Source organism: Streptomyces sp. P13-3-3 (assembly GCF_050571355.1).
Lineage (GTDB): Bacteria > Actinomycetota > Actinomycetes > Streptomycetales > Streptomycetaceae > Streptomyces > Streptomyces althioticus.
This window is the reverse complement of record NZ_CP192228.1, coordinates 4278954-4297737: the sequence shown is the minus strand read 5'-3', so window position 1 is coordinate 4297737 and position 18784 is coordinate 4278954. Positions and strand designations below refer to the sequence as shown.

Annotated in this window: 17 protein-coding genes and 1 pseudogene; 11 read left to right on the top strand and 7 right to left on the bottom strand. The window is 72.0% G+C overall.

Annotation, left to right across the window (positions count from 1 at the left end; translation table 11 throughout):
- Nucleotides 1–529: 529 nt before the first annotated feature.
- On the bottom strand, nt 530–1285 hold the full coding sequence (locus ACQZOG_RS19760) for a ferritin-like fold-containing protein (protein WP_078493169.1): 756 nt from the start codon (nt 1283–1285) through the stop codon (nt 530–532).
- Between the two features lie 503 nt (nt 1286–1788).
- Here ACQZOG_RS19760 and ACQZOG_RS19755 point away from each other — a divergent pair.
- From ACQZOG_RS19755 to ACQZOG_RS19745, 3 genes are all read left to right on the top strand, one after another.
- A complete protein-coding gene (locus ACQZOG_RS19755; RefSeq protein ID WP_245657515.1) occupies nt 1789–4119 on the top strand; it encodes a DEAD/DEAH box helicase in 2331 nt (776 codons plus the stop codon).
- An 82-nt stretch (nt 4120–4201) separates the two neighbouring features.
- Nucleotides 4202–5074 carry an alpha/beta fold hydrolase gene (locus tag ACQZOG_RS19750; protein WP_430741693.1) on the top strand — a complete coding sequence of 291 codons (873 nt, stop codon included), beginning with the start codon at nt 4202–4204 and terminating at the stop codon, nt 5072–5074.
- A complete protein-coding gene (locus ACQZOG_RS19745) occupies nt 5071–5595 on the top strand; it encodes a hypothetical protein (protein WP_430741692.1) in 525 nt (174 codons plus the stop codon). The genes ACQZOG_RS19750 and ACQZOG_RS19745 overlap by 4 nt, the downstream gene beginning before the upstream one ends.
- On the opposite strand, the gene ACQZOG_RS19740 is transcribed toward ACQZOG_RS19745, so the two are convergent.
- Entirely contained in the window at nt 5592–6485 is an 894-nt protein-coding gene (locus tag ACQZOG_RS19740) for an NYN domain-containing protein (protein ID WP_430741691.1), read from the bottom strand. The genes ACQZOG_RS19745 and ACQZOG_RS19740 overlap by 4 nt on opposite strands.
- 229 nt (nt 6486–6714) lie before the next feature.
- On the opposite strand from ACQZOG_RS19740, the gene ACQZOG_RS19735 reads away from it, so the two are divergent.
- On the top strand, nt 6715–6867 hold the full coding sequence (locus tag ACQZOG_RS19735; protein ID WP_430741690.1) for a hypothetical protein: 153 nt from the start codon (nt 6715–6717) through the stop codon (nt 6865–6867).
- Between the two features lie 70 nt (nt 6868–6937).
- On the opposite strand, the gene ACQZOG_RS19730 is transcribed toward ACQZOG_RS19735, so the two are convergent.
- The 3 genes from ACQZOG_RS19730 to ACQZOG_RS19720 all read right to left on the bottom strand — a co-directional run bounded on the left by ACQZOG_RS19730 (nt 6938) and on the right by ACQZOG_RS19720 (nt 9248).
- On the bottom strand, nt 6938–7543 hold the full coding sequence (locus ACQZOG_RS19730; protein WP_033272116.1) for a MarC family protein: 606 nt from the start codon (nt 7541–7543) through the stop codon (nt 6938–6940).
- Between the two features lie 84 nt (nt 7544–7627).
- Nucleotides 7628–8488 carry a PHP domain-containing protein gene (locus tag ACQZOG_RS19725; protein ID WP_430741888.1) on the bottom strand — a complete coding sequence of 287 codons (861 nt, stop codon included), beginning with the start codon at nt 8486–8488 and terminating at the stop codon, nt 7628–7630.
- A 118-nt stretch (nt 8489–8606) separates the two neighbouring features.
- A complete protein-coding gene (locus tag ACQZOG_RS19720) occupies nt 8607–9248 on the bottom strand; it encodes a DUF6758 family protein (RefSeq protein WP_033272117.1) in 642 nt (213 codons plus the stop codon).
- A gap of 206 nt (nt 9249–9454) precedes the next feature.
- On the opposite strand from ACQZOG_RS19720, the gene ACQZOG_RS19715 reads away from it, so the two are divergent.
- Nucleotides 9455–10678 (top strand): MFS transporter, encoded by a 1224-nt coding sequence (locus ACQZOG_RS19715; RefSeq protein ID WP_033272118.1) that lies wholly within the window; start codon nt 9455–9457, stop codon nt 10676–10678.
- Between the two features lie 53 nt (nt 10679–10731).
- On the opposite strand, the gene ACQZOG_RS19710 is transcribed toward ACQZOG_RS19715, so the two are convergent.
- Complete coding sequence (locus tag ACQZOG_RS19710; protein ID WP_058916914.1) at nt 10732–11316, bottom strand: suppressor of fused domain protein; 585 nt, start codon at nt 11314–11316, stop codon at nt 10732–10734.
- Between the two features lie 499 nt (nt 11317–11815).
- Between ACQZOG_RS19710 and ACQZOG_RS19705 the strand changes: the two genes are divergently transcribed.
- The 3 genes and pseudogenes from ACQZOG_RS19705 (at nt 11816) to ACQZOG_RS19695 (ending at nt 14561) form a co-directional block, all read left to right on the top strand.
- Complete coding sequence (locus ACQZOG_RS19705) at nt 11816–12937, top strand: magnesium and cobalt transport protein CorA (RefSeq protein ID WP_033272120.1); 1122 nt, start codon at nt 11816–11818, stop codon at nt 12935–12937.
- Between the two features lie 32 nt (nt 12938–12969).
- Nucleotides 12970–13476, top strand: a pseudogene (locus tag ACQZOG_RS19700) (hypothetical protein); the annotation flags it as partial.
- 512 nt (nt 13477–13988) lie between these two features.
- Complete coding sequence (locus ACQZOG_RS19695; protein WP_354796088.1) at nt 13989–14561, top strand: nuclear transport factor 2 family protein; 573 nt, start codon at nt 13989–13991, stop codon at nt 14559–14561.
- A gap of 148 nt (nt 14562–14709) precedes the next feature.
- On the opposite strand, the gene ACQZOG_RS19690 is transcribed toward ACQZOG_RS19695, so the two are convergent.
- Nucleotides 14710–15453 carry a hypothetical protein gene (locus ACQZOG_RS19690; protein WP_387757715.1) on the bottom strand — a complete coding sequence of 248 codons (744 nt, stop codon included), beginning with the start codon at nt 15451–15453 and terminating at the stop codon, nt 14710–14712.
- A 219-nt stretch (nt 15454–15672) separates the two neighbouring features.
- Between ACQZOG_RS19690 and ACQZOG_RS19685 the strand changes: the two genes are divergently transcribed.
- Genes ACQZOG_RS19685 through ACQZOG_RS19675 form a run of 3 tightly spaced genes read left to right on the top strand, consistent with a single transcriptional unit; the run spans nt 15673 to nt 18731 of the window.
- Entirely contained in the window at nt 15673–16956 is a 1284-nt protein-coding gene (locus tag ACQZOG_RS19685) for a magnesium transporter MgtE N-terminal domain-containing protein (RefSeq protein ID WP_058916911.1), read from the top strand.
- Nucleotides 16946–17554 (top strand): DUF1003 domain-containing protein, encoded by a 609-nt coding sequence (locus ACQZOG_RS19680; protein WP_033272126.1) that lies wholly within the window; start codon nt 16946–16948, stop codon nt 17552–17554. The genes ACQZOG_RS19685 and ACQZOG_RS19680 overlap by 11 nt, the downstream gene beginning before the upstream one ends.
- Before the next feature lie 43 nt (nt 17555–17597).
- Complete coding sequence (locus ACQZOG_RS19675; protein WP_033272127.1) at nt 17598–18731, top strand: Mrp/NBP35 family ATP-binding protein; 1134 nt, start codon at nt 17598–17600, stop codon at nt 18729–18731.
- Nucleotides 18732–18784: the final 53 nt, after the last annotated feature.

Here is an 18784-nt window from a genome sequence, read left to right as displayed (position 1 = left end):
CCGTCGGCTTCCGGGTGGCGGGACCGGGCTCCCTCCGCTGGCCAGGCGGACTGTCACGCTCACAACTGCCCACAGGGCCCGACGCCGAGCAGCCGTACAGCGGACGCAGTCCGGCATAAACCCGCCCCCGGCAACTCCGACGACAGAGCCGTAAACGCGCCGCACCCTAAACCGGCCCAAAGGCGCGGCCCGTCCGATCGGCCCTACAGCAGACGCAGTCCGGCATAAACCCGCCCCCGGCAGCTCCGACGACAAAGCCGCAGACGCGCCGCACCCTAAACCGGCCCAAGAGCGCGCCCGTCCGATCGGCCCTACAGCGCACGCAGTCCGGCATGAACCCACCCCGGCAGCTCCGACGACAAAGCCGCAGACAGGCCGCACCCCGGACCGGCCCAAGGGCGCGGCCCGTCCGAGCGGCCGTAGGGCGGGCGCTGGCGGGCGAGGGCCGTGGCGGCAGGGCCGTCGGCGGGCCGCGCCCGAGGTGCGGCCCCGAGGACCGGACGGTCTTCGGTCGTACAGCGGGCTGCCGTCAGGCAGCCAGACCCAGTGCTGCCATCCGCTTCGTGTGCGCCTCCGTGATGCGGGAGAACATGCGGCCGACCTCGGCCAGGTCGAAGCCGTCCGCCACGCCGCCCACGAGCATCGTCGACAGGGCGTCGCGGTCGGCGACCACGCGCTGGGACTGGGACAGGGCCTCGCCCATCAGGCGGCGTGCCCACAGGGCGAGCCGGCCGCCGACGCGCGGGTCGGCCTCGATGGCCGCGCGCACCTTCTCCACGGCGAAGCCGCCGTGCCCCGTGTCGTCCAGGACGGCCAGGACCAGCGCGCGGGTGTCGGAGTCGAGGCGCGCCGCGACCTCGCGGTAGAAGTCGCTGGCGATGGAGTCGCCCACGTACGCCTTGACCAGGCCCTCCAGCCAGTCCGACGGCGCCGTCTGCTTGTGGAAGCCGTCGTAGGCGGCCACGAACGGCTCCATGGCCTGCGTCGGCTCCTCGCCGATCTCGGCGAGCCGGTCCCGCAGCCGCTCGAAGTGGTGGAACTCGGCCGAGGCCATCTTCGCCAGCTCCGCCTTGTCCCCCATCGTGGGCGCCAGCTTGGCGTCCTCCGCGAGCCGCTCGAACGCCGCCAGCTCCCCGTACGCGAGCGCGCCGAGCAGATCCACGACAGCGGCACGGTACTGGGGGTCGGCGGAGGCGGCCGCCCAGTCCATGGCGGCGACGCCGGTCCGTGCGGCAGGGGTCTCGGGGGTTTCCGCGGCGTTGTCAGGGCTGTCAGAGCTCGTCATGCAGCGCACAATAGCCCGCTCGGCCTGCCCCGGAAGGTCCTGGTCGATCAGTGTGACGACGACTACGTGACCAAATCGGCCATGGCGTGTGCGCGAATCCGGGGTATGGTGGTAATGCGCCTGCTGAGCACTCTGACGTACTCGGATGTGTTCGACGGGCCGCAGCATGTATGAGGATGCCCGGTCGGTGGCCCGATCGGCTCCGACCCGACAGCCCTCTGTTCGTACGGCACATCGCGTACGGGATGCGGAGGGACACCTCAGCGGTACGAGCGCTCGAGCGTCGGCAGTGGTCCCGTGTCCTACGGCCTCGACCGTATGGCAGCCGTCGTCCCCGGCACGGTCCCTACACGACCCCCGCGCTCGCCTCGCACCGCGCACACAGAAGAGGCAGCACCCTGACTACGACGTTCCGAGAGCTCGGGATCCTTCCCGAGACAGCCGAAGCCCTTGAAGCCGTCGGCATCACCACCCCCTTCCCCATCCAGGAGATGACGCTCCCCGTGGCCCTCACGGGCACGGACGTCATCGGCCAGGCCAAGACCGGCACCGGCAAGACGCTCGGCTTCGGTCTTCCGCTCCTCGAGCGGGTCACCGTCCCCGCCGACGTCGAGGCGGGCCGCGCGAAGCCCGAGGACCTCACCGACACGCCGCAGGCGCTGGTCGTCGTCCCCACCCGCGAGCTGTGCACGCAGGTCACCAACGACCTGCTGACCGCCGGCAAGGTGCGGAACGTGCGCGTCACCGCGATCTACGGCGGCCGGGCCTACGAGCCCCAGGTCGAGGCGCTGAAGAAGGGCGTCGACGTGGTCGTCGGCACCCCGGGCCGCCTGCTCGACCTCGCCGGGCAGAAGAAGCTCAACCTGTCGCACGTCAGGGCGCTCGTCCTGGACGAGGCCGACGAGATGCTCGACCTTGGCTTCCTGCCCGACGTCGAGAAGATCATCAACCTGCTTCCGGTGAAGCGGCAGACCATGCTGTTCTCGGCCACCATGCCGGGCGCGGTCATCGGTCTGGCCCGCCGCTACATGTCGCAGCCCACGCACATCCGCGCCACGTCGCCGGACGACGAGGGCGCCACGGTCGCGAACACCAAGCAGTTCGTCTACCGCGCGCACAACATGGACAAGCCCGAGATGGTCGCGCGGATACTGCAGGCCGACGGCCGTGGCCTGGCCATGATCTTCTGCCGCACCAAGCGCACCGCCGCCGACCTGGCCGACCAGCTCAAGCAGCGCGGCTTCGCCTCCGGCGCGGTCCACGGCGACCTCGGCCAGGGCGCCCGCGAGCAGGCGCTGCGCGCCTTCCGCAACGGCAAGGTGGACGTGCTCGTCTGCACCGACGTCGCCGCGCGCGGCATCGACGTCGAGGGCGTCACGCACGTCGTCAACTACCAGACGCCCGAGGACGAGAAGACGTACCTGCACCGCATCGGCCGCACCGGCCGCGCGGGTGCGAAGGGTACGGCGATCACGCTGGTCGACTGGGACGACATCCCGCGCTGGCAGCTGATCAACAAGGCGCTGGACCTGGGTCTGGGCGACCCGGCCGAGACGTACTCCACCTCTCCGCACCTGTACACGGACCTGAGCATCCCCGAGGGCACCAAGGGCACGCTGCCCCGCTCCGAGCGCACCCGGGCCGGTCTGGACGCGGAGGAGATCGAGGACCTGGGCGAGGTCGGCGGTCGCGGGCCGCGCGGGCGCGGCGGCCGGGACGGCCGTGACGGGCGCCGCGGTGGCCGGTCCGACCGCAACGAGCGTTCCGACCGTTCCGACGAGCGCGAGGCCTCGACGCGTACGCCGCGCCGCCGTCGCCGTACCCGTGGCGGTGCGCCGCTCGACGCGGCCGGGCAGCAGCCTGCCGCGCAGGCGGCCGTGGGCGCCGAGGAGGCGGAGGCCGGTGAGGCCTCGCGCACCCCGCGCCGTCGTCGCCGCACCCGTGGCGGGGTCACCGCCGCCGTGGGCACGGTGGAGCAGGGGGCCGCGGAGGCCGCCGTCGACACGGCCGAGGGCCCGTCGGTGGAGACCGTCGAGAAGCCGCGCCGTCGCCGCACGCGCCGGCCGGCCGAGCAGGCCCCGGCCGTGACGGAGCAGCCGTCGGTTCCGGCGCCCGCCGCCGAGCCCGTCGCGGCGGAGTCCGCCCCGGTGGAGGAGGCCGCGCCGCGTCGTCGCCGCACCCGCAAGGCGGCCCAGGCCGCCGAGACGGCGGTCGAGACCGCCGAGGGCACGACGGAGACGGCCGAGGCCGCCCCGAAGCGCACGCGGAAGGCCGCCGCGAAGGCGGAGACCGCCGTCGACACCGCCGAAGGCACCGTCGAGACGCCCGCCGAGGCCAAGCCGCGCCGCACCCGCAAGAAGGCGGCGGCGGCCGAGGCCGACGCCGCGACCGAGGCCCCCGAGGCCGAGGAGAAGCCGAAGCGCACGCGGAAGACCGCCGCCAAGAAGGCGGAGGCCGCCGTCGACACGGCCGAGGGCGCCGAGGCCAAGCCGCGCCGCCGGACCCGCAAGGCCGCCGAGGCGGAGGCCGTGGAGATCCCGGCCCAGTCCGCGCCCGAGGCCGAGGAGAAGCCGAAGCGGACGCGGAAGACCGCCGCCAAGAAGGCGGAGGCCGCCGTCGACACGGCCGAGGGCGCCGAGGCCAAGCCGCGCCGCACCCGCAAGACGGTGCCCGCGCAGACCGCTCCGGAAGGGGAGGTCGCCGAGGCGGCCGCCGCGCCGCGTCGCCGGACCCGTAAGGCCGCCGCGTCCGCGCCGGAGGCCACGGAGGCGGCGGAGCCGAAGGCGCGCCGCACCCGTAAGGCCGCGGCTCCCGCGGAGTCCGCGGAGAGCTGACACAGCACCGACGCCGACGGCCCGGTCCCCGCTCGTGGGGGGCCGGGCCGTCGGCGTGTGCGCAGCCGCTACCCTCACCCGGGTGATCACCGCCCTCTCCCCCGTTCACCTCCCCGAGCTGAGCCCTCGCCGACTCCTCACCACGCGGGGCGAGTTCGCCGTCCTGGACGTGCCGCCTCCCGCCGGTGCGACAGTGCGGGGGACCGTGCTGCTGCTGCCCGGGTACACCGGCAGCAAGGAGGACTTCACGCTGGTCCTCGGACCGCTCGCCGCGCGCGGTTATCGTGCCGTCGCCGTGGACGGGCGCGGCCAGCACGGATCGGACGGCCCGGCCGGCGACGAAGCCGCCTACGCGCAGGACGAGTTGGCGAAGGACGTGCTGGCGCAGGCGCGTTGCGTCGACGCCCCCGTGCATCTCGTGGGGCATTCGATGGGCGGCCAGATCGCCCGCGCGGCCGTGCTTCTGGACCACAGCCCTTTCCGCTCGCTGACGCTCGTCTCCTCGGGCGCCGCGCGCATCTCCGCCTCGCAGGAGCAGCGGGTGACGTTACTGCGGGACGCCCTCGCGGTGATGTCGATGGAGGAGTGCTGGGAGGCGATCCTGGCGATGGGTCCGCCGGAGGAAGTGGGCGGACCCGCACGGGGCATCGGCGGTCCCGAGCAGCTCCGGAACCGCTGGCTGTCCACCAAGCCGGCCCAACTGCTGGCTACGGGAGCACAGTTGTGTGCGGAGCCGGACCGGGTCGCGGAACTGGCCGCCGTCCCGCTGCCGTTCCACGTGCTCTCCGGCTCGCACGACGACACCTGGCCGGTCCCCGGCCTCGACGCCATGGCCCGCCGCCTGGGGGCCCGCCGCACGGTGGTCGAGGGCGCCGGCCACACCCCTATGATCGACCGCCCCACCCCGACGGCGCAGTCCCTCGCCGACTTCTTCGACACCTTGGCGGTCCGATGAGTCACGCCCGCGGCGCGGCCGTACTCCTCCTGCTCACGGCAGCCGTCGGCTGCACGTCCGAGGCGGCCGCTCCCGAGCCTCCGGCCTCCTCACCTCCGGCCTCCTCACCTCCGGCGTCCTCGACCGCCGGTGTCAGCCCCGACCCACTGCCGAACGACACGGTGGCTCCTCCGCGAGTCGACGGCCGAGCCGGCGCGTACGGTCCGGCCCGTGACAGCGCGGTCTTCAGCTACGACGCACCCGGCGCCCGGGAGGACTCCATACGCTTCTCCTTCCGGTGCCAGGGCTCCGGGACCCTCAAGGTGCGCGTTCCCGTACTCCACGCGAACTTCCCGGTCCAGTGCGACAGAGGGGACCTCCCCGAGAGGGGCGTCGACTTCGCCGTCCCGGCCGCCCGTCTGGCCGGAACCGTGCACGTGACCGCGCCGCCCGGCGTGACCTGGGCAGGCTCCGTCGGCCGGGGAGAAGCCGAGGAGGAGGACCCCTCCATCTGGCAGCGGGGCCCCGGCGAAGGGTCCTAGTACTGCGCCTGCAGGTGGTCCCAGAAGCCGTCGCGGAGGGCGCGGCGCAGGTCGGCCTGACCGCGCAGGGAGTACTGGAGGAGCCCCTCGGCCTCGACCAGCAGGTCCTGGTCGACGGACCCGGGCAGGTAGGGGTGGCCGGGGAGCAGCTCCATCAGGGTTTCGCGTCCGCGCGAGCCCAGCCACTTCGCGGCGATCTGGGCGCCGACGAAGCGCACGTCCTCGCGGGTGGGCCGGCCGCCCGCCGGTTCGTACGCGGCAGCCGTGCGGCGGGAGACGTACGGCTTGAAGAAGTCGAGGTCGAGGGTGCGCTGGCTGTCGACCTCCCAGAGCAGCGGATCGGCCTGGTTGCGGCCCTCCGGTGCCTCGATGCCCCACAGGTGGACGCGGGCCCCGTACCCCTGGGCGGCCTCGACGGCCGAGACGAGGTCCTCGTCGCCGCCGAGCAGGGCCGCGTCGCTGATGGCGCGGTGCCGGGCCAGTGACTCCAGGTCGGAGCGGATCAGGGAGTCGACGCCCTTCTGCTGGTTGTTGGCGTTGAGGTTGCCGAGGCGTACCTTCACGTCGGGCAGCTCGGCGATGGACTGCTGCTCGGCGGTGTGGATGCGGCGCCTGGCGCCGTCGTACCAGTAGACGCGCAGCAGCCTGCTGTCGGCGAAGACGGTGCGGGCGAGGTCGATGAGCGCGTCGATCAGTCCCTCGGCGTCCAGGTCGAAGGCGCGGCGGTCCTCCGTCCCCGCGACGAGCCGCCCCGCGGCCGCGTAGAGGTAGCCGGCGTCCACGAAGATCGCGTGCGTCGAGGGCGTCTTGGCCACCTCGGCGAGCATGCGCTGGAGCAGCTCGTTCGTACGGTCGATACGCGCGTGCAGGGCCGCGAGGTCGTCGTTCATCGCCTCTTATTGTTCCGCCGGTCACGCTACGAACACAACCGGTCCCGGTCGGTCCCGTTCGAAAAACCTTACTCGCCAGTATTTAGTTGCTCGAAAATTTTCCTTAGCGTAGGGAATGTTTGCACCACACAGCCCGTTGAACCATGTGCGGCACACGGGCCCGTCCGGTCCGTGAGCCTTCACCCAGTAGTTCTCCTTCAGGAGGATGACCAGACGAAGGGAGAAGCCCTTGCGCTTCGAAATCATGCGACTCGACGACGTCGACGGCACGACCGTGGACTCGACCGTTGTGGACGCCGCCTCCGTCAACCGCATCGTTCAGCAGGCTGCCGCCGTCGGGCGGCGTCTGTGGATCCGCCCGGCCGACACACCGGCCTCGTAATCTGTGCGCTTGCTTGAGGAGCCCCCGTACCACTCGGGTACGGGGGCTCCGGTGTGCTCGCGGCCGGACGTCACGCGCCCTGGATCACCTGCGTGACGCCGTTGATGATCTGCTGCACGGCGATCGCGGAGAGCATCATGCCCGCGAGCCGCGTCACCAGGACCACGCCGCCGTCCTTGATGACCCGGATGATCAGCAGCGAGTAGCGCATCACCAGCCACAGGACGACATGGATGGCGAGGATCGCCGACCACACGGAGACCTGCCCCGCCACACTGTCGGCCTTCTCCACGGCGAGGATGACCGACACGATCGCGCCGGGACCGGCCAGCAGCGGCATGCCCAGCGGGACCAGCGCGACGTTGACGTCCTTGGTCTGCTGGGGCTCGTCGGTCTTGCCGGTGAGCAGGTCCAGCGCGATCAGCAGGAGCAGCAGACCGCCGGCGATCATCAGCGCCGGGATGGAGACGTGCAGGTAGTCCAGGATCTGGTGGCCGAGCAGACCGAAGACGACGATCACGCCGCCCGCCACGCACACCGCCTGGAAGGCCATGCGCCGCTGCGCCTTGGCCGGACGGCCGGCGGTCAGCGCGAGGAAGATCGGGGTGATCCCGGGGGGATCCATGATGACGAAAAGGGTCAGGAAGAGAGAGCCGAAGACGGCGACGTCGAACATGACTGCCTAGCGCGAGAACGAAAGTGAAAGAGAACAGGGGTGTGGGAGCGGGACGCCGGCCTTACCTGGCGGTCACCGCGACTGTCAGACCGCTCCGCCGGTCCCCGGCACCGGGAACGCCCCGGTCGCGCGCCGCGTGATCTCGCCGTAGACCTCGGGGTCGGTGGAGAACTCGCCGAGGACGCAGGTCTTCCGGCTGCCGTGGTAGTCGCTCGCCCCGGTGACCAGCAGCTCCAGCTCGCCCGCCAGGCCGCGCAGCCGCGCCCGGGTGCCGGGGTCGTGGTCCATGTGGTCGACCTCGATGCCGTCCAGACCGGCCCGGGCCAGTTCCGCGATCGCGGAGTCCGGCACGGTCCTGCCCCGCTTCACCGCGGCGGGGTGCGCGAAGACGGCGACGCCGCCCGCGTTCTTCACCAGCCGGACCGCCTCGAAGGGGTCGGTCTCGTGCTTGGGCACGTACGCCCGGCCGCCGTCGGCGAGCCACTCGGGCGTGAAGGCGTCACTCACGCTGTCCACCACGCCGAGCTCGACCAGCGCGCTGGCGACGTGCGGGCGGCCCACCGAGCCGTTCCCGGCGATCCGCGCGACCTGTTCCCAGGTGACGGGCACGCCCAGCTCGTTCAGCTTGGCGATCATGCCCTTGGCGCGCGGCACCCGGTCGTCCCTGACCAGCTCGCGCTCGGCGAGCAGGGCGGGCTCCTCGGGATCGAAGAGGTAGGCCAGCAGATGCATGCTGACGCCGTCGAGGCGGCAGGAGAGCTCGGCGCCGGTGACCAGGGTGAGTCCCTGGGGCAGCGCCGCGAGCGCCTCGGCGTGGCCGCGCGTGGTGTCGTGGTCGGTGAGGGCCACGACGTCGAGTCCGGCCGCGGCGGCCTTGCGGACCAGCTCGGCCGGGGTGTCCGTACCGTCGGACGCGGTGGAGTGGGTGTGCAGGTCGATGCGCACGACGCGGTACTCCAAGCGGGACGGGGTGGACGGGGACGCTCCAGGATAACCGGATTTTCGGCCACCCCTGTCACACCCGAACCCGGCGGGCGCCCCCTACATCACCGACGGCGTCCCGCTACTTCTCCAGCAGGCGCGGGGACAGCGCCCCGCACGGCACCAGCTCGACCTCGGCGCCGGCGTCCCGCAGGTCGGCGAGCACCAGCTCGTCGTACATCAACAGGCCGGACTGCTCGGGCCACACCACCGCCCACAGCCACAGGCCGAGTGCCTCGCCCGCGAAGACGGCACGGTCGTCGGGCGTGCGGGCGACGTGCCAGAGCGGGGTGGGGCGGCCGGCGGCCAGCACCTTGGCCTGAGGCGGTTTCCCGACGTCCATGTAGGGCCCGGGGTCCGGGCCGTCGATGCCCGCGTACCGCGCGCCGAGTCCTACGCCGAGCTCCTCGGCGACCAGGATGAGCTCGCCCATCCCGCCGAGCGGTCCGGGTCCGGTGCACGCGACGGCCGTCGCCCGGCCCCCGCTGCGGTCGTCCCCCGCGGACGCGACACCGGTGAAGAGCCAGCCCACCGGCAGCGGCCACGGCATCCACACCGGCACCTTGGTGCGGTGCACGACGACCTCGAGGGCCTCGACGCTCGGCGGTATCACGGGCTGCAGCGGGTGCACGGTGCCGTGCACGTCGCACTGCCAGGCATCCGAGAAGAGGCCGGGAGCCCTGACCCGGCCACCGCACTTCGGGCAACTGGGTTCGCCCCTCATAGAGCCCCACGGTCCTAGGTCCGCGGCGCCACGTCAAGGACGATCACCCGACCGGGCGGAACGGGGACCACGGACCAAGATAGATGTAGCTTGCATTAATTAGATTGGCTAACCTATCCTGTGTATACGCCAATCATTCCTCGCGGACGGCCGACGCCTTCCTTCCGGCAGCCGTCCTCCCCCCACGTCCCGGGATTGGAGCACCCATGGACCCCATCGACACGGGATCGGGCAGCATCCTCAAGCAGCCGAAAGCCGTGTGGGCGACCGCCGGCGCGTCCGTCGTCGCCTTCATGGGCATCGGCCTCGTCGACCCGATCCTGCCGTCCATCGCCGAGGGCCTCGACGCGACAGCGGGGCAGGTCTCCCTGCTCTTCACCTCGTACTTCCTGATCACCGCGCTGGCGATGCTGGTGACCGGCTTCGTCTCCAGCCGCATCGGCGGACGCAAGACGCTGCTGCTGGGCCTGGCACTGGTCGTGGTGTTCGCCGGGCTCTCCGGCACCTCGGGGTCGGTCGGCGAGCTGGTCGGCTTCCGCGCCGGCTGGGGACTGGGCAACGCGCTGTTCGTCTCCACCGCCCTCGCCGTCATCGTCGGCGCCGCGGCCGGCGGCAGCGCGGCCGCCATCCTGCTGTACGAGTCCGCCCTGGGCCTGGGCATGGCCTGCGGCCCGCTGCTGGGCGCGCTGCTCGGCGACGCGAGCTGGCGCTACCCCTTCTTCGGCACGGCCGCCCTGATGGCGGTCGGCTTCGTGTGCATCGCCGCCTTCCTGAAGGAGCAGCCCCGGCCGGCCCGCAAGACCTCCCTGCTGGACCCGGTCAAGGCGCTCGGGCACGGCGGGCTGGCCTCCACGGCCGTCTCGGCGTTCTTCTACAACTACACGTTCTTCACCGTGCTGGCCTTCACGCCGTTCGTGCTGAACATGTCCCCCTACCGCTCCGGCGCGGTGTTCTTCGCCTGGGGCGTGCTGCTCGCCGTGTTCTCGGTGATCGTGGCCCCCCGGCTGCAGAAGCGGTTCGGTTCGCTGAAGGTGCTGGGCGGCTCGCTGGTGCTGCTCGCGGCGGACGTGCTGGTGCTCGGTTACGGGGGCCACACCGCGGCCGTCGTGTGCACCGTGCTGTCCGGGGCGCTGATCGGCGTGAACAACACGGTGTACACGGAACTGGCGCTCGGGGTGTCGGACGCGCCACGTCCGGTGGCGAGCGCCGGGTACAACTTCGTGCGCTGGTTCGCCGCCGCCGCGGCGCCGTTCTTCGCACCGAAGATCGAGGAGTGGAGCGACGTCCACATGCCGTTCACGGTCGCCGCGGTGACGGCGGTGCTGGGAGCGCTGGTGGTGCTGGTGCGGCGCCGGTCGCTCACCGCCGAGGCCGAGGAGCTCCAGCCCGTGCACGCCACCGAGGACGGCGTGGGCGTCTTCGCCAACTGAGCCTTTCCGGGCGGCCGTTGGTGAGCTTCCTCACTCCGGTGCCCGGACAGGCGCTAGTCCAGCGGCACGGACTTCCGGGACGGGTCCCGGAGGTCCGTGCCGTGGTTCAGCCACCGCTCCTGGAGCGCCTGGGCACCGTGCACGCGTTTCCAGGCGGCCTCGTTCGGCGTCATCGGCAGCAGCGGCAGGAAGCGCACGGGCTCCAGGGGCGCGTCGAGTTCGAGGTCCTCCACCAGGCCGCCCGGCTCGGCGACCAGCACCGAGGTGAACGGGGCGCCCGGCCACAGCGGCTCCCCCACGTCCAGCGAGGCGCCGGGCGTCACGACGAGGCCCTCGACCTGCGGGGACGCGGCGAGCACGGCGAGCGGACGCAGCACCTTGTCGGTGTCGGCGACGCCGCCGCGCACGGACAGCACCAGCTCGGCCCGGGGCCCCGCCACGGGGTCGGCGATCACGGCCGTGGGGTCCGCCATGGGCTGCGCGGACATGCCGAGGGACGCGTAGCGCACGATGTCCCCCTCGTGGAACCGCAGCACCTCGATGCGGTCCGTGCCCAGAAAGGTGACCGCGGCGCGCGCGTCCGGTTCGCCCAGCGCGCTGCGCAGCCGGGCCTCGACCAGGGGAAGAACATCAGCCATGCGGCGAGCATAGAACTCGTCACCACCGGGCAAAGCAGAGCCTTGACACAGCAGTCGGCTGATACGCTTGGCCGGTGGTTCGGGCAGCACGCGTCAAGCGTTCCGACACTGCCTGAACGCCTGTGTGACACTCCCCGCTCATAGGGGAATCCCCTCAGGGGATCGTGATCGTCCCTCACGAGGGACCGGCCGGAGGAGGTGGGGCTGGCATGGACCGAAGTCGACCGTGCAGTATCACCCGCTCTTCCGCCCGCTGAGGCAGCTGTTCTCCTTTCGGCTCCCGCCTTTCGCTTCGCGCGTCTTCATCGGAAGAGCACTCGTTTCGTTCTGACTGATCTGCCCCAGTAGCTGTATCAGCGACGAAGCTCGCCACCGCGACGGTGCGGTGCTCCCCGCTTTGTGGACGTGCCAAACATGCGCAGTCCAGGACGTCCTCATTCCGGGTTGTTCCACCCGTCGCCCCGGCGCCTTTCGTTGCCCGTTCGCGAAGGAGCCCGCCATGTCGATGATCCGCGACCTGCGCGCCGTGGTCCGTCCCGCCTCCCGCATCTCGCTCCGCAAGGGGAGCGGCCCGTACGAGCCCTCGCGCGAGCGCGCGGCGGCCACCGCCGTCGTCGACTGCGCCGTCTACCGGGACGGCCGCCGCCTGGAGAACGAGGACGGCCCGCTCGGCCCCCAGGAGGCGATGCGCCGGGTGCGCCGCGACGGGGGCTTCGTCTGGATCGGCCTGCACGAGCCCACGGAGGCCGAATTCGCGGGAATCGCCGCCGAGTTCGGGCTGCACCCGCTGGCCGTGGAGGACGCCGTCCAGGCCCACCAGCGGCCCAAGCTGGAGCGCTACGACGACTCCCTGTTCACGGTCTTCAAGACCGTCCACTACCTCGACCACGACCGCGTCTCCTCCGGCAGCGAGATCGTGGAGACCGGCGAGGTCATGTGCTTCACCGGACGGGACTTCTTCATCACCGTCCGGCACGGCGGCCAGGGCTCCCTGCGCGCCCTGCGCCACCGCCTCCAGGACGACCCCGAGCTGCTGGCCAAAGGCCCCTCGGCGGTGCTGCACGCCATCGCCGACCACGTCGTGGACGGCTACATCGCGGTCGCCGACGCCCTCCAGGACGACATCGACGAGGTCGAGACCAAGGTCTTCTCCCCCGGCCGCAAGGGCACCCCGCGCGGCACCGACGCCGGTGAGATCTACCAGCTCAAGCGCGAGGTGCTGGAGTTCAAGCGGGCCGTGGCGCCGCTGCTGCGGCCGATGCAGCTGCTCAGCGAGCGGCCGATGCGGCTGATCGACCCGGAGATCCAGAAGTACTTCCGGGACGTCGCCGACCACGTGGCCCGGGTGCAGGAACAGGTCGTCGGCTTCGACGAGCTGCTGAACTCCATCCTCCAGGCCAACCTCGCCCAGGCGTCCGTCGCGCAGAACGAGGACATGCGCAAGATCACCTCGTGGGCCGCGATCATCGCCGTCCCCACCATGGTCTGCGGGGTGTACGGCATGAACTTCGACTACATGCCCGAGACCCACTGGAAGTACGGCTACCCGGTGGTCCTCGGCGTCACGGTCGCCATCTGCCTCGGCATCCACCGCACGCTGAAGCGCAACGGCTGGCTCTGAGACGGCCCGCCCCGCCTGGATAGGCTGGGCGCATGACTGGCGAGCTGCTCGACCGGGCCCTCATCGAGGAGGCCTCGAAGAAGTCCGGCCTCATCTGGGTCGAAGGCCCCGGCGTCCCGGCCCGGCCGCTGTGGCACGTGTGGCACGAAGGCGCCGCCTGCCTGGTCGGCGACGGCCCCGGTGAACAGCCCCTGACGGGTCTCGCCGACGGGGCGCGGGCCGAGGTGACGGTGCGCAGCAAGGACAAGGGCGGCCGGCTGGTCACCTGGACCGCGACGGTCCGCGCGCTGACGTCCGGCTCCGAGGAGTGGACGGCGGCCGTCGACGCCCTGAAGGGCAAGCGGCTCAACGCCCCCGACGGCGAGGCCATGCCGGAGCGCTGGGCCCGCGAGTGCCGGGTGGTGCGTCTGGAGCCGACCGGCGCGACGGGCGTCCTGCCCGACGGCGACCTCTCCGCGGCCCCGCTGCCCACCCCGGCGACGACCCGGACGCCGATGCCGGCCGGGCTGCCGCGCCTGCTGGGCAGGCGCGGGCGGCGCGGCTGGCTCGACAGCGGCCCGGGTCACTCAGGGGACCCCCTGGACGCACGTTCCACTCTCTCTTCGCGGCGCACTCCTCCTCCAGGTCACGGCCTCGGACGGCGACCGGCCCCGATGCATGCCGGGTTGCGGGTTGCGGGTTGCGGGTTGCTCGGGGGCACGGTCGCGGCCCTCGGCCGGTTCGCCCTCACCGGACGCGAGGAGGTCTGGCCTGTCGGCCGGGTGCGCCTGATCGCCGTGGGGCTCGTTGTCGGTCCCTCGGGCTGGCCCGTCGTCCGCCGTGGCGATCCTGCCCGTGCCGCCTTCCGCAGCGACCTGCCTGTCGTCTCCTCCGGCCGGTCTCAGCCGGTGGCCGGTGTGGCTGTGGTGCCGGGGTTCGGCGCCTCGCCCGGGTGCGGTCCGCCTTGACGGCGTCGCCCGACGCTCCGTAAGTTAACGGCGTTAGGAAATCTAACGGCGTTAGATGGACGTGGCGGACCGTCGCCGCGCCGTCCCAGGGCAAGGAGACCCACATGCGCATACGTACCCTCGTTCCCGGCCTCGCTGTCGTGGTGGCCGCGGCGGCTCTGACAGCCGGGACCGCCGGCGCCGGCACCGCAGCCTCTTCCGAGGCGTCGCCCGGTCAGCGGGCCGCCCAGGCCGGGGTGCAGCAGGTCGTGGGCGCGGCGAAGCACGGGAAGGACGAGGTGCCGGCGATAGGGCGGCGCTGGGCTGCCGCTTGGACGACGGCCGACACCCGCGATCTCGCCCGTCTGTACACCAAGGACGCCGTCTACACCGACCTCGCCGTCAACCTGGTGTTCCACGGCCGTGAGGGGGTCGAGGAGTGGGAGAGCGGGTCCCACAAGCTCATCGAGAACCTCGAGTTCGAGGCGACCGGAGGGTTCCGCGGGCGGGACGGGATCGTGGTCGAGGGAGTGTTCAGCGGCCACATCGTCGGCGCACCCCGACCGTTCGAGGTACCGCTCGTGACCGTACTGCGGCTGCGCGGCAACCTGATCCACTCGAGCAATGACTACTACAACCGGACTGAGATTCTGAGTGAGTCCGGCCTGCCCGCGGACTGGACCCCGCCCGGCAGCTGATGCCCCCCGGCGGGGCGGGCTCGGCGTCAGGTGGCCGCGGTCACGGGGGCAGTCGTCCCGCCCCGGTCCGGTTCATACGGCTGATCTCCACCAGGCGCCGGGCAGCACCGGCCGACGGGCTGGTGACCGGTCTCGACCCGGTTCCGCGTCAGGACGTCGGGAGCTGCTTGCCGTAGTCGAGGGTGTCCCCCTTGGCGGGCTTCTCCAGCTTGAAGTCGGCGCCCCAGGAGGAGAAGGTGAGCGTGCCGGCCTCCCCGGCGCGCACCAGCCGCAGCGGGTACGGCTTGCCTTCGAGGGAGACGTCCAGGGTGCCGCCGGCGCCGTCGTCGCCGGTGACCCGGATCGTGCGGGTCCCGTCCTGCTCGTGGTGGCCGTCCGTGCTGAGCTCGCCGTGCAGCGTCAGCAACCCGCCGAGCAGCACGTTCTTGTCGGTGAAGCCGATGAACTTGGTGTACGAGGGGTCGCCCTTGGGCACCTTGACGTACTTCGAGGCGAGCTTGTCCGCCGCCTTGGAGTCGCCGTCCCCGTCCCCGCCCTTGCCCCAGAAGGCGGCGTCGGCCTTCAGGTAGAGCTCCTGGCCGACCCGCAGCAGCCGGAAGGTCTCCCCCTCCGTGCTGACCGAGCCGATGCCGCCCTGCGGCTTCAGCCGCATGTCGAGGGTGTAGCTGCGGCCGCTCGTCCGCACCGAGCCGTGCAGCCGCACGGTGCCCACGGACGCCGCCGCCTTCTGCGCCTTGTTCTGGATCTGGTCGGCGGGGAGCCTGCCGACGCCGTTCGTTCCCTCGTTCGGATCCTCGGAGCATCCCGTGAGCGCCGTCCCCGCCACGAGCAGCGCGCACACGGCGCCGGCCAGCGTGGCCCTGCGGGAACGGCCCGGGGAGATCGGAATCACAGGTGGGCTGCCTCTCTGACGGGGGACCTGAACGGCGTACCGCAGAGTACCGGGGCGCGTGGGGCGGGACGGAGTCAGTCCGTCCGGACCGGCCGCCAGCGCGGCACCGATCGGGACGGGCTAGCCTGAAGCCCGTCCGAGCGGGCAATCCGGAACACAGACGCACCAGGCAGTACACGGCACGAAAGCCCTCCGCACGCACGCAAAGGAGCCGCCGGAATGGCATCGGGCGCACCCCGGTTCTTCGTCTCCCACATCTCCGGCGTCGCCGTCTTCGACCCGGCGGGTGACCAGGTGGGCCGTGTGCGCGATCTCGTCGTCATCCTGCGCCCCGGCCGCCGTCCGCCCCGGCTGCTCGGCCTGGTGGTCGAACTCTCCACCCGGCGCCGCATCTTCCTGCCGATGACCCGCGTGACCTCCGTGCAGGCCGGCCAGGTCATCACCACCGGGGTGCTCAACGTCCGCCGCTTCGAGCAGCGGCCGACGGAGCGGCTGGTGTTCGGCGAGCTGCTCGACCGGCGCGTCACCCTCGTGGAGACCGGCGAGGAGGTCACCGTCCTGGACCTGTCGGTGCATCAACTGCAGGCGCGGCGCGAGTGGGAGATCGACCGGGTCTTCGTGCGGAAGGGGAAGAAGGGCGGCGCGTTCCGGCGCGGCAAGGGCGAGACGCTGACCGTGGAGTGGTCCGCCGTCACCGGCTTCTCGCTGGAGGAGGCCGGGCAGGGCGCGGAGAACCTGCTCGCCACCTTCGAACAACTGCGCCCCGCCGACCTGGCCAACGTGCTGCACCACCTCTCCCCCAAGCGGCGTGCGGAGGTCGCCGCGGCCCTGGACGACGAGCGGCTCGCGGACGTCCTGGAGGAGCTTCCCGAGGACGACCAGATCGAGGTGCTGGGCGTACTGGCGGAGGAGCGGGCCGCGGACGTCCTGGAGGCGATGGACCCCGACGACGCGGCCGACCTGCTGGGCGAGCTGCCGGAGGCGGACAAGGAGCGCCTGCTGAGCCTGATGCGGCCCGCGGACGCGGCCGACATGCGCCGTCTGATGTCGTACGAGGAGCACACCGCGGGCGGTCTGATGACCACCGAGCCGATCATCCTGCGGCCGGACGCGACCGTCGCCGACGCCCTCGCCCGGATCCGCGAGCCCGACCTGTCGCCCGCGCACGCGGCCCAGGTGTACGTGTGCCGGCCGCCGGAGGAGACCCCGACCGGCAAGTACCTGGGCACGGTGCACTTCCAGCGGCTGCTGCGCGATCCCCCCTACACGCTGGTCGGCTCGATGCTGGACGACGACCTGCGGCCGCTGGACCCGGAGGCGACGCTGCCCGTGGTCGCCGGGTTCTTCGCCACGTACGACATGGTGGCGGCGCCGGTCGTGGACGAGGCCGGGTCGCTGCTGGGCGCGGTGACCGTGGACGACGTGCTGGACCACATGCTGCCGGGCGACTGGCGGGAGACCGAGTTCCACCTGGAGGAGGGGGAGGTGCCCGATGGCGGGTGAACGCGACGCCGTGCGGGAGCGGACCCTGGCCGGGGCCACGGCGGCGGGACGGCCGCGCGCGCCGCGGCTGGACCAGCCGCGCCCTCCCCGGCGGCGGATCCTGCCCGAGTGGGACCCGGACGCCTTCGGCCGGCTCTCGGAGCGCATCGCGCGTTTCCTGGGCACCGGGCGGTTCATCGTCTGGATGACGGTCGTCATCATCCTGTGGGTGCTGTGGAACGTGTCCGCGCCGAAGGAGTTGCGGTTCGACGAGTACCCGTTCATCTTCCTGACGCTGGCGCTGTCCCTCCAGGCCTCCTACGCGGCCCCGCTGATCCTGCTCGCGCAGAACCGGCAGGACGACCGCGACCGGGTCAACCTGGAGCAGGACCGCAAGCAGAACGAGCGGTCGATCGCCGACACCGAGTATCTGACCCGTGAGGTCGCCGCGCTGCGGATCGGGCTCGGCGAGGTGGCCACCCGGGACTGGATCCGTTCGGAGCTGGAGGACCTGGTCAAGGAGCTGGAGATCCGGCAGAACGGCCACAAGGAGCATCACGGTACGCATCCGGCGATGCGGGCGGAACACCCGCCGGGACGTGACGCAGACGACCGCTGACGTCCTTACCGGCCGGTGTACCCGGAGCCGTACCATCGTCCTTATGGCTACGGAAGACGCGGTGCGCGAAGCACTGGCGACGGTGAACGACCCCGAGATCAACCGGCCCATCACCGAGCTCGGGATGGTCAAATCGGTGGAGATCGGTGCGGACGGTGCGGTCGCGGTCACCGTGTACCTGACGGTCTCCGGCTGCCCCATGCGCGACACCATCACGCAGCGCGTGACGGACGCGGTCTCCCGCGTCGAGGGCGTGACCCGGGTCGACGTGACGCTGGACGTGATGAGCGACGAGCAGCGCAAGGAGCTGGCGAACGCCCTGCGGGGCGGCCAGACCGAGCGCGAGGTGCCCTTCGCCAAGCCGGGCAGCCTCACCCGGGTGTACGCGGTGGCGTCCGGCAAGGGCGGCGTCGGCAAGTCCTCGGTGACGGTGAACCTGGCGGCGGCGATGGCGGCCGACGGGCTGAAGGTCGGTGTCGTGGACGCCGACATCTACGGCCACTCGGTGCCGCGCATGCTGGGCGCCGACGGGCGTCCCACCCAGGTCGAGAACATGATCATGCCGCCGTCGGCGCACGGCGTGAAGGTGATCTCCATCGGCATGTTCACCCCGGGCAACGCGCCCGTGGTGTGGCGCGGCCCGATGCTGCACCGCGCGCTCCAGCAGTTCCTCGCGGACGTGTACTGGGGCGACCTGGACGTGCTGCTGCTCGACCTGCCGCCCGGCACCGGCGACATCGCGATCTCGGTCGCGCAGCTCGTGCCGAACGCGGAGATCCTGGTCGTCACGACCCCTCAGCAGGCCGCGGCCGAGGTGGCCGAGCGCGCCGGATCCATCGCCGTGCAGACGCACCAGAAGATCGTCGGCGTGGTGGAGAACATGTCGGGGCTGCCCTGCCCGCACTGCGGTGAGATGGTCGACGTGTTCGGCACCGGCGGCGGCCAGACCGTCGCCGAGGGCCTGACCCGCACCACCGGCGCCAACGTGCCCGTGCTGGGCGCCATCCCGATCGACGTGCGGCTGCGCGAGGGCGGCGACGAGGGCAAGCCCGTGGTGCTGTCCGACCCGGACTCCCCCGCGGGTTCGGCGCTGCGCTCCATCGCCGGCAAGCTGGGCGGCCGTCAGCGCGGCCTGTCGGGCATGTCGCTGGGGATCACCCCGCGCAACAAGTTCTGAGACCCGTGCACACGCCGGAGGGCGCCGTCCGCAGCGGACGGCGCCCTCCGGCG

What these genes read in the sequence shown, in the direction of transcription:
- ACQZOG_RS19760 (WP_078493169.1), bottom strand. Translation starts at nt 1,285, where the DNA reads ATGACGAGCTCTGACAGCCCTGACAACGCCGCGGAAACCCCCGAGACC.
- ACQZOG_RS19745 (WP_430741692.1), top strand. Translation starts at nt 5,071, where the DNA reads ATGAGTCACGCCCGCGGCGCGGCCGTACTCCTCCTGCTCACGGCAGCC.
- ACQZOG_RS19740 (WP_430741691.1), bottom strand. Translation starts at nt 6,485, where the DNA reads ATGAACGACGACCTCGCGGCCCTGCACGCGCGTATCGACCGTACGAAC.
- ACQZOG_RS19730 (WP_033272116.1), bottom strand. Translation starts at nt 7,543, where the DNA reads ATGTTCGACGTCGCCGTCTTCGGCTCTCTCTTCCTGACCCTTTTCGTC.
- ACQZOG_RS19720 (WP_033272117.1), bottom strand. Translation starts at nt 9,248, where the DNA reads ATGAGGGGCGAACCCAGTTGCCCGAAGTGCGGTGGCCGGGTCAGGGCT.
- ACQZOG_RS19715 (WP_033272118.1), top strand. Translation starts at nt 9,455, where the DNA reads ATGGACCCCATCGACACGGGATCGGGCAGCATCCTCAAGCAGCCGAAA.
- ACQZOG_RS19710 (WP_058916914.1), bottom strand. Translation starts at nt 11,316, where the DNA reads ATGGCTGATGTTCTTCCCCTGGTCGAGGCCCGGCTGCGCAGCGCGCTG.
- ACQZOG_RS19705 (WP_033272120.1), top strand. Translation starts at nt 11,816, where the DNA reads ATGTCGATGATCCGCGACCTGCGCGCCGTGGTCCGTCCCGCCTCCCGC.
- ACQZOG_RS19695 (WP_354796088.1), top strand. Translation starts at nt 13,989, where the DNA reads ATGCGCATACGTACCCTCGTTCCCGGCCTCGCTGTCGTGGTGGCCGCG.
- ACQZOG_RS19685 (WP_058916911.1), top strand. Translation starts at nt 15,673, where the DNA reads ATGGCATCGGGCGCACCCCGGTTCTTCGTCTCCCACATCTCCGGCGTC.
- ACQZOG_RS19680 (WP_033272126.1), top strand. Translation starts at nt 16,946, where the DNA reads ATGGCGGGTGAACGCGACGCCGTGCGGGAGCGGACCCTGGCCGGGGCC.
- ACQZOG_RS19675 (WP_033272127.1), top strand. Translation starts at nt 17,598, where the DNA reads ATGGCTACGGAAGACGCGGTGCGCGAAGCACTGGCGACGGTGAACGAC.